Here is a 12,908-nt window from a genome sequence, read left to right as displayed (position 1 = left end):
CTGCGTGCGCTCGCCAACTGATCCCGCTGGAGCCACACCATGATTGTCACCACCACCCCCAGCGTTGAAGGCAAGCGCATCAGCCGCTACTGCGGCATCGTCAATGGCGAGGCCATTTTGGGCGCCAACTTTTTCAAGGACTGGTTTGCCGGCATCCGCGACATCGTCGGCGGCCGCTCGGGCACCTACGAGAAAGAGCTGCAAAAGGCCAGAGACATTGCACTCAATGAGCTGCAGGAGCGCGCCAAGGCGCTGGGCGCCAATGCCGTCGTCGGCATCGACCTCGACTATGAAGTGCTGGGCAAGGACAACGGCATGCTGATGGTGTCGGCCAGCGGCACGGCCGTCGTCGTCGACTAAGAACCTGTTCAAAGTCTCCTCGCGCCGCGACAGTGTCTTTGCGGGATGGGATGCGAGGCGCAATACCGCAGCAATAGCCCAGCTATTGCGAGGATTTGCAACGACGCAGACCGCCCGCAAAGCCACTGTCCGTAAGGGTTGGAGTGAAATCGGGCGATTTCTGCGCGCAGGCTCTTGCTTGCACCCCGGTGCAAGCTGCGTTCCATCCCTTCGAACTCATCCCGATTGCACTCCAACGCGGCTGCGTAGTGACTTTGAACAGGTTCTAAGCGCCTCTGTCCATGTTGCGGCAGTCCGCTTGCGCGGGCTGCCGCATCTTTTAGCGCTTGGCCTGTTTGACGCCCGCGCCGCGCACTTCCAGGCGGATGCTGTCCAGCACCTCGCCCTGCGCATTGACCAGCTCCACCTGGTGGCGGCCCGGCCAGGGCAGCCAGGCCCAGCGCGCGCCGCGCGCAACATCCTTGCCATCGATGCGCCAGCGCGCAGCGGCCGAATCAGCGACAAACTGCAGGCGCTGGCGCTCGGGTGGAATGTCCGGGTCTACCGCGACAATCGTGCCGTTGGCCGGGGCCAGAATGCGCACCGCAGGCGGTGCTGCCGAGCCAGTGCCGTCGGCCGATCGCCCGGCAAAGCTGCGGCCGCCCACCATCTCATCGACCCCGGTCGCTTGGCCATCGAGCGCAAAGCGCGGCTGCGCGGTGCCGGCCAGGAACCACTCCTCACGCCGCGCCTCCAGCGCAAAGCCGGCACCCGATTGCCCAGCAGGCGCCGGGCCAAAATCCACCCATTGCGCCTGCAAACCGGCCGGCGGCTTGGGCGCACGGCTGGGCTGGCCCTGGTGCAAAAAGCCCATGATGCTGGCCCAGACGGGTGCCGCGCCGCTGGTGCCGCTGACCGAATGCATGGCCTCGCCGCTGGCATTGCCGACCCAGACGCCCACCGTGTAGCGGTCTGACCAGCCGACGGCCCAGTTGTCGCGCATGTCCTTGCTGGTGCCGGTTTTCACCGCCGCCCAGCTGCGCGTGCCCAGCACGCTATCGAGGCCAAAGGTGCGCACGCGGGCATTGCCATCGGCCAGCATATCGCCCACCACATAGGCGGCGCCCGCATCCATGGCCTGGCGGAACTGCGGCTTGCCGCCGCGCGCATAGGCCACCGGGCTGTAGCGCCCGCCATTGGCCAGTGCGCGGTAGGCATTGGTCAGCTGCACCAGCGGAATATCAGGGCTGCCCAGCGCCAGGCTGTAGCCAAAATAGCTGCCGCTCTCGCGCATCGGCATGCCCAGGCGCACCAGCTGGTCAAAGAAATCGTCCACACCCACCATCACCAGGGTGCGCACCGCCGGCACATTGAGCGAGGCGCCCAGCGCCGTGCGCACCGACACCCAGCCTTTGAAGCTGCGGTCGTAGTTCTGCGGAATATAGAGGCCGCTGGCCGTGGGAATGCGCGCGGGCGAATCCTCGATCAAGGACGCAGCCGTCAGCTTGTGCTCGGCAATCGCCTGGCCATAGAGAAAGGGCTTCAAGGTGGAGCCCGGCTGGCGCGGCGCCAGCACTGCATCGACCGCATGTGCCTGGCTCAGTGCGCCGGAGGACCCCACCCAGGCCAGCACCTCGCCACTGGCGTTGTCCAGCACCAGCACGGCGCCATCTTGCACATTGCTGCTGCGCAAGGCCTGCAGGTGCTGGCCCAGCATATCGACCGCATAGCGCTGCAGCGGCGCACTCAAGGTGGTGCGCAGGCTGGCCATGGCCGCCGGCTGGGCTTTTCCATCCGCGCCTTGCCGTGCTTCACGCAGCGCAATGCGGCTGAAGTGCGGCGCAATGCCTTCGCTGGCATCAAAGGCGCGCTTTTTCAGCGCGATCTCGGTGAAGAAGACGATCGCTTCGCAGTCCAGCTTGGGATCGCGCCGCATCTCCTTGAGCACACCGCAGGCGCGCTGGCCCACCTGGCTGGGCCGCGCATTGGGCGCGCGTACCAGCGCGGCGGCCACCGCCGCCTCGCGGTCATCGAGGCCATGGGGGGCCTTGTCAAACAGGGTGCGCGACAGCGCATCAATGCCCACCAGCTCGCCCCGGAATGGCACCAGGTTCAGGTAGGCCTCCAGGATCTGGGTCTTCTGCCAGCGCCTATCCAGCACCTGGGCGGCCACCGTCTGGCCCACCTTTTGCCCCACCGAGCGGCCCCCGCTGCTGCGCCGCCAGTCGCCGTCAAGCAAGCCGGCCAGCTGCATGCTGATGGTGCTGGCCCCGCGTGTGCGCTGGTTCCAGAGGTTGCCCCAGGCAGCCGATGTGACGGCCGCCCAGTCCACACCACTGTGCTCGTAAAAGCGCTTGTCCTCGCTCAGCAGCATGGCGGTGCGCAGCGCAGCCGACACATCGCCCAGCGCCACCCAGTCGCCCCGGCGCACCGTGCTGTCGGTGCGCACGCGCTGCAGCAGCTCGCCTTCGCGCGACAGCACCCGCGTCTCCGACGAGCTGAAGTCCTGGCGCACCTCGCCAAAGCTGGGCACGGCCTGGGCCAGCGGCGCCTGCAGCAGGCAGGCCAGGGCCAGCAGCCGCCAGCAGGTTATAGCGCGCAGCCTCATGGCGCCACGGGCACAACCGTCACCTTGGGGTTGGGCGCCATGCCAAACATCTCGGGCGCATACAGCGCCTCGACGCGGGTCGATGGCAGCGCAAACTCACCGGTGTTGTTGACGCGGTAGCTGTACTGCAGGCTGAGCTTGCCCTGTGGCAGGTAGCCGTAGTAGGCGCGGTAGCTCTCGAACGAACGCTCCTCAAACGCCTTCCAGCCCCAGCCGGTCGATTTCTCGCCCGCGGTGGACAGCGCCGAATCCCGGCCCAGGCCGCTGCCCAGGATGGTGGCGCCGCCCGGGATCGGATCGGTGATCGCCACCCAGGTCATGTTGGCGCTGGCGTTGACCTCCAGGGTCACGCGCAGCACATCGCCCCGGGTGTACTGGCCGGCGGGCAGGTTCTTGTTGGCCTGCTCGACGGCCACCACGGTCTTGCTGATGGTATAGCCGGCCGACAGCGGCTGCTTGAGCGGCACGGCCGCCTGCGACTGCACCGTCAACCAGGGCTTGCCGCTGCCCTTTTGCTGCACCTTGAGGCTCTGGTTGCCAGCGGCCCAGGGCAGGTCAATGGTGTTGTTCAGCCACTGCGCGACCTGCTCGGTCGGGCTAGGCGTGCGCTTGCCGCCTTGGGCCAGCAGCTCGATCGCATCCTGCGCCTTGGTCACGCGGCTCCAGTCCACCGTGCCGGACTTGCCGGCCATGCTGGCCTCGGTGGTGCCGTTCACGGGTGTGGACTCATAGGTGCGCGAGAAGCGTTCCAGCGCCAGCGCGCCCCAGAGGTTGGCCGTGGTCGTCGTCCAGGCACCGCTCTTTTGGCGGCTGATGAAGCTGCTGGCCAGGCGCGGCATATCGTCCTTCCAGGCCGGGTCGTCCATCACCACCAGCAGGAAACGCGCCAGGGTGGTATCGCCGTTTTGCATCAGCCACCACCAGTAGTCGTTGTTCTCGTTGGCGAACAGCACCTTGGTGCCCTGGTAGCTCAGGCGCGCACGCAGGATCTGGTTGGCCTCTTCGAGCAGCTTGCTGCGGTTGGGCACATCCTTCATGTGGCCCAGGATGGACAGCCAGTCCACCACGGTCTGGGTGGGCCAGTCATTGGGCGCAATCTGGATGCTGGTCAGCATGCGCGGCTGCGCCTTGCCATACAGCGCCAACGCATTGATGGCGGCGAGCTTGCGCACTTCCAGGTCGGAGCGTGGGCTCCAGAACTTGCGCTCGATGCGGCCATCGATGAAGCGCGCCAGCGCGTCCTGCATGCGGCCCAGCGGCGCAGGGGGAATAGCAAAGGCGGGGTCGATGCGCTTCATCTCGAAAGCGGCCTGCAGCAGGTGGGCGGTCAGCGCATCGCTGCCGGTGTTGCTGCTTCCCGCTTGCGGCGGGAAGTAGTTGGCCAGGCCGTCGCCATCGAGGTAGGTGGGCAGGCGCTCCATCGTGCTCTTCCACAGCGCTGCATCCTGCATGCCGATGGATTTGCTCGTGGTCTGCTCCAGGCAGGCGTAAGGGTAGGCACGCCACCAGTCACGCACACCGGGCAGGCCTTCTGCCAGGCGCGGCACCAGCGACAGCTTCAGGCCACCACGGCCGGGCAAGGCATCGGCCGGTGCGCTCACCGGCATATCCAGGCTGCCATCGAGCTGCACCAGGGTGGCCTGCAGGGTCTCCACCGCCACGGCGGGCACCACACGCTGGCTGACCTTGAGTGCATCGGCCGCATCGCCCTGCTTGTCCTTGGCGCTGATCTCCCAGAGCAGCTCGCCCTGGCGGCTTTGCGACATATCGGGCGGCGCCGTCACGCTCCAGCTCACGGTGCGGGCCTCGTTGGCCGCCACTTCCACTGTCTGCGGCTCGAGCTGCAGCAAGGTCGCCTTGGGGGTCACCAGCACCTGCATGGGCTTGCTGGTGGTGTTGCGCAGGGTGACCTGGGCGTCATAGCGGTCGCCATCGCGCACCAAAGGCGGCAGGCCGCTGATGATCTGCAGCTCCTGCGTGGTGCGGATCTGGGTCGTGCCGGTGCCAAACAGCTCCAGCCCACTCTCGGCCACGGCCACGATCTTGAAGCTGGTGAGGGCATCATTGAGCGGCACATCGACCTCGGCGCGGCCGTTCGCATCCAGCACCACATTGGGCTGCCACAGCAGCAGGGTGTCGAGCAGCTCGCGGGTCTGGCCATTGCCACCGCCGCCGCCCGCTGCCACGGCCTTGCGGCCATAGTGGCGCCGGCCAATGATTTCCATCTGGGCGGTGGAGGTCTCCACGCCCCAGGAACGCTTTTGGTACATGGCTTCGAGCAGCGCCCAGGTGTCATTGCTCTTGAGCTCCAGCAAGGCCTGGTCCACGGCCGCCACCGACACGGCCGCGCCCGCAGCCGGCTTGCCATTGGGCAGCTTGGCTTCGATCGTGACCTTGGCGGTGTTGCGGATGCGGTAGCTTTCCTTGTCGCTCTTGACGGTCACGGCCAGCTGGCGGTCGGCAATGCCGACGCGTATCTCGGCTGCGCCCAGGCGGTAGGCGGGCTTGGACAGGTCCACCAGCGCAGTGGGCGCCACATATTCCTTACCCTCGTACCAGAACGAGGTCCACCATTCACGCGGCGACTTGAAGCCCCAGGTGAAGAAGCTGTACCAGGGCACTTCGCGCAGGCGGCCACGCAGCGCCATCACGCTGACATAGACATTCGGGCCCCAGCCCTCTTGCACCTTCAGGTTGACCGTGGGGTCATCGCCGCGCAGGGTGATCACCTGGCTGGAGAGCACGCCTTCACGCTCCACCGTCACCAGCGCCGTTGCTTCGCGGAAGGGCATGCGCACCTGGAAGCGTGCGGTGTCGCCCACCTTGTAGGATTTCTTTTCCGGCAGCAGGTCCATGCGGTCGGTGTCTTCACCGCCAAACCAAAGCTCGCCCTGCTTGGTCACCCAGACCGAGGTCGCGGCCTTGGAGCTGCGGTTCTTGTCATCCGTCGCCTCGGCGATCAGCTCGGTCTCGCCACCTTCGCTCAGCTGGGTGTCGCAGGCCAGCAGGCCCTTGGCATCGCTCTTGCCGCTGCAGACCACGCCCAGGTCCTTGTAACTCTCATGGTTCTCGTAGCTGTAGAAGCCGCCCACCATGCGCTTGCGCGTGGAGGTGACCACACGCGCCACCGCCCGCACCTGCAGCTTGACGCCGGAGACGGGCTTGCCCGACGGCGTCAGCGACAGCGCCTGGAAGCCCAGCTTCTTGTCGGTGGAGGCCCAGTTCTCGGCCTTGATGCCGGCGACCACCGAGGCGGGCCAGATCACGCTGTGGTGGCTGATGGTCTGCACCTCACCATTGGGGTCGGAAAAACTCGCCTCCAGCAGCAGATCCTGCGGCGCCACGGAGCTGGGCACCTGCTCGATCTCGGCCTTGCCCACGCCATTGGCATCCAGGGTCAGCGCCAGCTTGTCGGCAATCACGCGGCGGTCATTGCTGTAGTCCTCGCCATCGTTGCCCGCGCCGGGCAGCTTGCGGCTCAAATAGGGCCGGCCAAACGAGAAGCTGTCGTAGTCCTCAAAGCTCACCGCATGCGACTGGATCGCGGCTGAGACCTTGACCGCCTCCTTGGCCGCTGCGCCGCCCGAGAGGTAGGACAGCTGCACCTGGGCGCCCAGCTTGCCCGGCTGCACGATGGGCGCAGGTTGGTCCGGCGTCACGCTGCCCTTGAACACCGGCAGGCGGTACTCTTCCACCCGGAACGAGCCGGTCTGCATCTCCATCGATCCCCATTTGCCCTTGCCGCCCTTGAGCGTGATGCGGTAGGTGCCCAGCTTGGCGGCTTTGGGAATCTTGAACTCGGACACGGCCGACAGGCCCTGGCCCGGGCGCTCCCAGCTGATGGGCAGCTCAAACTCGTCGTTGCTGCCCACATGGGTGATGACCACCTGGTTGGGCAACTGCTCCTTGCTAGGCAGGCCCAGGCCGCCCATGGTCTGGCTGCGGATCAGGTGCTTCATCGACACCGTCTCGCCAGCGCGCAGCAGGCTGCGGTCCAGCACCGTGTGGGCGACCACATCCTGCACCGGGCTGCTGTCGGTCTCGAGGTTGAAGCGCCAGCTCTCGATGCCGCGCTGCCAGTCGCTCCAGACAAAGGCCATGTCCTGCTTGCCGTCCACCGTGGCGCGCGCGCTCACAAAGTAGGCAGCGCTGGTGTCGCTGTTGGCGCCCGCCTCGCAGCGCACCTGCGCCTGGGTGTCGAGCTTGTCAAAACGGGCCACGCCGTCCTTGTCGGTCGTGCCCTGCACCAGGGTCTTGCCGTCGCAGGTAGAGATGCGCACCTGCGCATTGGCCACCGGCTTGCCCTTGTCCAGGCTGGTCACCCAGGCCATCGCGTTTTCACGCCCCAGCTTGAAGTGCACGCCCAGGTTGGTCACCAGCGCCGAGCTGCGCACAAACATCACGCGGCGGGCGCTGTCGTAGTCGGTGTTGAGCAGCGCGTCGCCCAGCATGGGCGAGGCGATCTCGACGACATGGAAACCGGTCTCCAGCGGAATGCCCACGACCTCAAACGGGCGCGGGTCCTTGCTGTCGGTCTTGGGCAGGGCCAGCTTCTTGCTGGTGGCCTGGCCTTCGAGCAGCGAGAGCATGCGGGTCTCGACATAGTTCTTGTCGCCATCGGGCAGCACATTGGGCAGCGGGATCTTGCTGTCCTGCGCTGCCTGCTTGCGGCTGACCTGCCAGTTGTCATAGCGCTGGAGCTTGCGGTACCAGCGGATGATGTCGGCATCGCTTTGCAGCTGCAGGGTCGAGACGGTGCCCTTGTCCTCGATCGACAAGCCCTGGATCTGCAGGTCCTGCTCCACATTGCGCAGGGTCACCGGGAACATGGCCGGGCCCTTGTCGCCTTCGGCAAAGCGCTCGACCACGCCAAACGGCGAGGCGGCAAACTTGGCCAGCGGCGGCATCAGCCCGCTTTGCACCTGCAGCGGGAACAGGTTGGCATTGGCCAGCGGCCGGTCCGATTCGTCCTTGAAGCCCTGGGGCAGCACGATGCGCATCGTCTCCTTCTCGCCGAAGGGCGGCGCAAACTGCAGGCGGTTGACCTCGCCCTCTTCTCCGTCATCGGGGAAGCTGGCCTTGATGCGGCCCTTGGAGGTCTCCAGGAAGATGCCTTCGGCGAGCTTGCGGTCCACCGAAGCGCTAAAGAGCAGGTTGAGCGGGCGGATCGGCAGGCAGCCGGCCTGCGCATTGGCGCGCTCGCAGCTGAACTCGGCCGTGAACGGCGGGCGCACCTGGTAGTCAAAGCGGCGCTCGCGCGTCTGCTTGACGCCGTTGTCGGTGCTCACCCCCGCGCCCACCACCAGGCTCATCTGCGCACCCTCGGGCAAGGCCCGCTGGCATTGCAAGGCCACATGGCGGCGCGGCCGCTGCTGCAAGCTATCGCGGCCAAACTGGCTTTGCATGAAGTCATCGGACTCCGAGGCGGAGAGGATGCGCACTGGAATGCGCTCCCCAATGCCCTTGACCGTGCACCAGGTGTTGTCCTGCACCGAGCTGGTCACGACATCGGCATTGAACTGCAGGCCAAAGAACTGGCGGCTGTCGAGCGGCTGGTAGCTGCTGGGCACCACGCGCGTCACCGACGGCCCTCCGGTGGCAAAGCGGTACTGGGCCGCGCCCTTGACCGGCTCGCCGGCAGCATCCTTGAGGTTGGCGACCTTTTCGACCGTGCAGCGCACACCGGGCGGCAGGTCATCGGCCAGGTCAAACACCCATTCGCGCGGGCCCGTCCAGCGTCCCGACCCCTGGCTCTGGGCCTGTTTGTTGTCGCAGTCGAGTTTGACGGGTGCTGCCGCACGCAGATCGCCCATCGGCACCACGGCCGCATCGAACTTGACGACTATTTGCCGGACCCGGGCCACCTCGCCCTGCGGTGACACCGATGTGATGCTTGTGGCATGGGCTGACAGGCCCAGCGCGGCCCAGCCGGCGCCCGCCAGCCAGCGTTGTAATGTTGTATTCACGGAGCTCTCCCCTAGGATGGTGAGAGCGTACCAAAATTAGCCTGCGCCAGTGTTGGCTGGCCGCCCAGGGCAGCCAGGTGTTTCATTTGGCAACAAGATGAGCCTATTTATTGGGCTTGTGACTTGCCAGGGCTCTGCCGATGCATGCCGTGCTGTCCAACAGCGCCAGTCCAGCTCACTGGGGCTGGAAGCCGCTGTCGCGGATGATGCGGGTCCAGACGGCCGAATAGGCGCGCTCGCGGGCCAGCAGCTGCTCGGGCGTCATATAGCCCACGCTCAGCCCCATGCCCACCAGCTGCTCATGCACATCGGGGGCGGCCACGGCCTTGGCAACCGCCTGCGATACGGCCTGCACCATCTCGGCGGGCGTGCCGGCAGCGGCATAGATGCCGTAGTAGGGCATGTCTTCCAGGCCCGGCAGGCCCAGTTCGCTGAAAGTGGGCACATCGGGCAAGGCCTGCTGGCGCTTGCCGCCCAGTACGGCCAGCACGCGGATCTTGCCGGCCTTGTGGCTTTCGATGAAATCCTGCACCGAGCCAATGCCGGCTGGGATCTGGTTGCCCATCATGTCGGCCAGCATGGGCGCGCTGCCCCGGTACGGCACGGACACCAGATCGGTCTTGAAGCGCTGGTTCAGCACCCGCACCAGGAACTCCGGCGTCGATGCCGGCGCCGGAATGCCCACCGCACTCTTGCCGCCCTGCTTTTTGAGCCACTGCAAATAGGCATCGAACGTGCGCAGGCCCAGGCCGTCGGAGACCGCAATCGCATTGACAAAGCTGGCAAATCCGGCCACCGGCACAAAGTCCGCATGCGGGTCAAACCCCGGGTTCTTGACGACCTGGGGCAGGATGGAGATCGTGTGGTCGTGGGTGACGAAGAAGGTCGCGCCATCCGCCGGCGAGGCCTTGAGGATCTGGGCCGCAATCTGGCCGCCCGCGCCGGGCTTGTTCTCCACCACGACCGAGGTGCCCAGGCTGTCCTTCATCTTCTCGGCCAGCAGCCGCGCGATCACATCGGTGCCGCCACCCGGTGGAAAACCCACCAGCAGCCGCACCGGCTTGCCCTTGTTGTAGCCCGCCGCCCAGCTGGGAGCAGCCAGCCACCCGGCCGCAGCAGCGGCCAGCAGTTGTTGGGAGAAATGGCGGCGGCGCAAGGACATGCTGAGCTTTCAAGAAAAAGGACAGGCTATACAAGCACGACTTATGCCAGGCGCGTGCGGTGCTTGGCCAGCTGGGCACGCACCTGCACGGGCGCCGTGCCCCCCAAGGTGTTGCGCGCGTTCAGCGAGCCTTCCAGGCTCAGTGCCTCGAAGACATTGGCTTCGATATTGGGGTTGAAGGCCTGCAGCTCGGCCAGCGGCAGCTCGGTCAGGTCCACACCCTTTTGCGAGGCCAGCTTGACGGCATGGGCCACGGTCTCGTGGGCATCGCGGAAAGGCAGGCCCTTCTTGACCAGGTAATCGGCCAGGTCGGTGGCGGTGGCATAGCCCTTGAGCGCTGCGGCGCGCATGTTGTCGGCGTTGACGGTGATGCCGCCTTCCTTGGCGCCGGTTGCAGGGTTCACCTGGCCGCCGATCATCTCGGCGAAGATGCGCAAGGTGTCCTTCAGGGTGTCGACGGTGTCGAACAGCGGCTCCTTGTCTTCCTGGTTGTCCTTGTTGTAGGCCAGCGGCTGGCCCTTCATCAAGGTGATCAGGCCCATCAGGTGGCCGACCACGCGGCCGGTCTTGCCGCGCGCCAGCTCGGGCACATCGGGGTTCTTCTTTTGCGGCATGATCGACGAGCCGGTCGTGAAGCGGTCGGCAATGCGCACAAAGCCAAAGTTCTGGCTCATCCAGATGATCAGCTCTTCCGAGAGGCGGCTGATGTGCACCATGCACAGCGAGGCTGCGGCGCTGAACTCAATGGCGAAATCGCGGTCGCTGACGCCGTCCAGCGAATTCTGGGACACGCCTTCCATGCCCAGGGTCTGGGCCACGCGCTCGCGGTCCAGCGGGTAGGTGGTGCCGGCCAGTGCGGCGCTGCCCAGCGGCAGCACATTGACGCGCTTGCGCACGTCGAGCATGCGCTCGGCATCGCGCTTGAACATTTCCACATAGGCCAGCAGATGGTGGGCAAAGCTCACCGGCTGGGCCACCTGCAGGTGGGTAAAGCCCGGCAGGATCACGTCGACGTTCTTCTCAGCCACTTCGACCAGGGACAGCTGCAGCTCGCCCAGCAGGCCTTCGATCAGGTCGATCTCACCGCGCAGCCACAGGCGCACGTCGGTGGCGACCTGGTCATTGCGGCTGCGGCCGGTGTGCAGGCGCTTGCCCGCGTCGCCCACCAGCTGGGTCAGGCGCGCTTCGATGTTCAGGTGCACGTCTTCCAGGTCCAGCTTCCACTCAAAGCTGCCCGCTTCGATCTCCGAGGTGATCTGCGCCATGCCCTGCTCGATGGAGGCCAGGTCCTGCTCGCCGATGATCTTCTGGGCGCAGAGCATCTGCGCGTGGGCCAGGCTGCCCTGGATGTCTGCCTGCCACAGGCGCTTGTCGAAAAACACACTGGAGGTGTAGCGCTTGACCAGATCGCTCATGGGTTCGGAGAACAGCGCCGACCAGGCTTCGGACTTGGAATCGAGCTGGTTGTGCGAAGGAGACGAAGCTTGTGGTGTAGACATGAAGGTCGCAATATTCGGGTTAAGCTGCCAGTTGCGCTGCGGAAACACAGCCTCCGGTGCTGTGCCTGAGGCCCGCCAAAGCCCTGGGCGAAAAACCAGGATTTTATCGACCCTGCACGACCATGCCAGCAACATCAACTAATCCTGCACCGCGCGAAGCCATCGTCGGCACCGCCTATGTGTTTGATGCCTGCACCGCCAGCGTGATCGGCCGCACCGTGGCCCTGGTCGAGACCGTGGTGGCGATTGCCGCCGCCTTTGGTGCCAGCGGCCTGGCCGACTGGTTCTTTCAGCTCGCCCTGCTCACCGCCGTGGTGCTGCCCGCCAGCCTGCTGTGGCTGGTGCTGGCCTGCCAGCAAAAAAAGCTGCTGCAGCGCTGCAGCACGCAGCGGCAGTACCTGGCCGGAGCCGCGCTGGGCGTGGTCTGCGGGCTCTTGGCAGCCATGCTCTACCAGTGGGCCACCCTGTCGGCGCAAACGGCCTGGCTGGCCAGCGCAGCGGCCGGGGGCTTTTTGGCGGCGATGGTGGTGGTGGGCCTGCAATGGCGCGCCCAGGCCCGCACGCCAGCGGCCACCACCGCGCGCCTGGCCGAGCTGCAGGCGCGCATCCGCCCGCACTTCCTCTTCAATGCGCTCAACAGCGCCATTGCGCTGGTGCAGGACCACCCGCAAAAAGCCGAGGCCATGCTCGAGGACCTGAGCGACTTGTTCCGCCATGCGCTGACCGAAAAGCGCGAGGCCTCGACCCTGGCCGAGGAGGTGATGCTGGCGCGCCGCTACCTGTCGATCGAGCAGATCCGCTTTGACGACCGCATGGCCGTGCGCTGGAATCTGGACTCGCGCGCCGATGCCGCCACCGTGCCGCCGCTGTTTTTGCAGCCCCTGGTGGAGAACGCCGTCAAGCACGGCATCGAGCCCAGCCATGGCCATGGCCGCATCAGCATTGCCACGCGCCGGCGGGGCAATATGGTGCAGATCCAGATCATCAACACCACGCCGCGCCCCTTTAGCGCCCCCCAGCCCGAGCGGCGCGCCGGCACCGGCACGGCCATCCTGAATGTGAAAAAGCGCCTGCGCCTGCTCTACGACCTCGAATACGACTTCAAGGCGACGAGCAAGGACGGCATCTACATGGTGCGCATCAGCATCCCTGCTTGAGCGGGTGCAACGACACGACGGCCGGTGTTGGCAGGCGGCACCGGGCTCCGCTAGCATAGCGGCCATGCGAGTATTGATTGTGGATGATGAAGCGCTGGCCCGAAGCCGGCTGCGGCGCCTGCTGGTCGAGATAACACCAGCGCCCAGCGCCGTGCACGAGGCCGCCAATGCCCCCGA

6 protein-coding genes are annotated in these 12,908 nt (G+C 66.1%); 2 read left to right on the top strand and 4 right to left on the bottom strand.

Annotation, left to right across the window (positions count from 1 at the left end; all coding sequences use genetic code 11):
• Positions 1-39: 39 nt before the first annotated feature.
• The gene (locus tag H928_RS0116955) at positions 40-360 is read left to right on the top strand and encodes a heavy metal-binding domain-containing protein (RefSeq protein ID WP_021027576.1); all 321 of its coding nucleotides are present in this window, start codon (positions 40-42) and stop codon (positions 358-360) included.
• Between the two features lie 319 nt (positions 361-679).
• Here H928_RS0116955 and pbpC read toward each other — a convergent pair whose 3' ends face one another.
• From pbpC to argH, 4 genes are all read right to left on the bottom strand, one after another.
• Positions 680-2,947, bottom strand: a complete 2,268-nt coding sequence (pbpC, locus tag H928_RS0116950; RefSeq protein WP_021027575.1) for a penicillin-binding protein 1C — start codon at positions 2,945-2,947, stop codon at positions 680-682.
• Positions 2,944-8,913, bottom strand: a complete 5,970-nt coding sequence (locus tag H928_RS0116945) for an Ig-like domain-containing alpha-2-macroglobulin family protein (RefSeq protein ID WP_021027574.1) — start codon at positions 8,911-8,913, stop codon at positions 2,944-2,946. Before H928_RS0116945 ends, pbpC begins: the two co-directional genes overlap by 4 nt.
• A gap of 175 nt (positions 8,914-9,088) precedes the next feature.
• Positions 9,089-10,075: a Bug family tripartite tricarboxylate transporter substrate binding protein gene (locus tag H928_RS0116940; protein ID WP_021027573.1), complete on the bottom strand. Its 987-nt coding sequence runs from the start codon at positions 10,073-10,075 to the stop codon at positions 9,089-9,091.
• A gap of 41 nt (positions 10,076-10,116) precedes the next feature.
• Positions 10,117-11,574, bottom strand: coding sequence for an argininosuccinate lyase (gene argH, locus H928_RS0116935; RefSeq protein ID WP_027011051.1), 1,458 nt, complete (start codon positions 11,572-11,574; stop codon positions 10,117-10,119).
• 122 nt (positions 11,575-11,696) lie between these two features.
• Between argH and H928_RS0116930 the strand changes: the two genes are divergently transcribed.
• Positions 11,697-12,731, top strand: a complete 1,035-nt coding sequence (locus H928_RS0116930; RefSeq protein ID WP_021027571.1) for a sensor histidine kinase — start codon at positions 11,697-11,699, stop codon at positions 12,729-12,731.
• Positions 12,732-12,908: the final 177 nt, after the last annotated feature.

Origin of the sequence: Comamonas sp. B-9 (assembly GCF_000410635.1) — a bacterium.
Lineage (GTDB): Bacteria > Pseudomonadota > Gammaproteobacteria > Burkholderiales > Burkholderiaceae_C > Comamonas.
Note: the sequence above shows the minus strand (reverse complement) of the source record. Positions and strands in the feature narration are given on the sequence as shown.

What these genes read in the sequence shown, in the direction of transcription:
- H928_RS0116955 (WP_021027576.1), top strand. Translation starts at nt 40, where the DNA reads ATGATTGTCACCACCACCCCCAGCGTTGAAGGCAAGCGCATCAGCCGC.
- pbpC (WP_021027575.1), bottom strand. Translation starts at nt 2,947, where the DNA reads ATGAGGCTGCGCGCTATAACCTGCTGGCGGCTGCTGGCCCTGGCCTGC.
- H928_RS0116940 (WP_021027573.1), bottom strand. Translation starts at nt 10,075, where the DNA reads ATGTCCTTGCGCCGCCGCCATTTCTCCCAACAACTGCTGGCCGCTGCT.
- argH (WP_027011051.1), bottom strand. Translation starts at nt 11,574, where the DNA reads ATGTCTACACCACAAGCTTCGTCTCCTTCGCACAACCAGCTCGATTCC.
- H928_RS0116930 (WP_021027571.1), top strand. Translation starts at nt 11,697, where the DNA reads ATGCCAGCAACATCAACTAATCCTGCACCGCGCGAAGCCATCGTCGGC.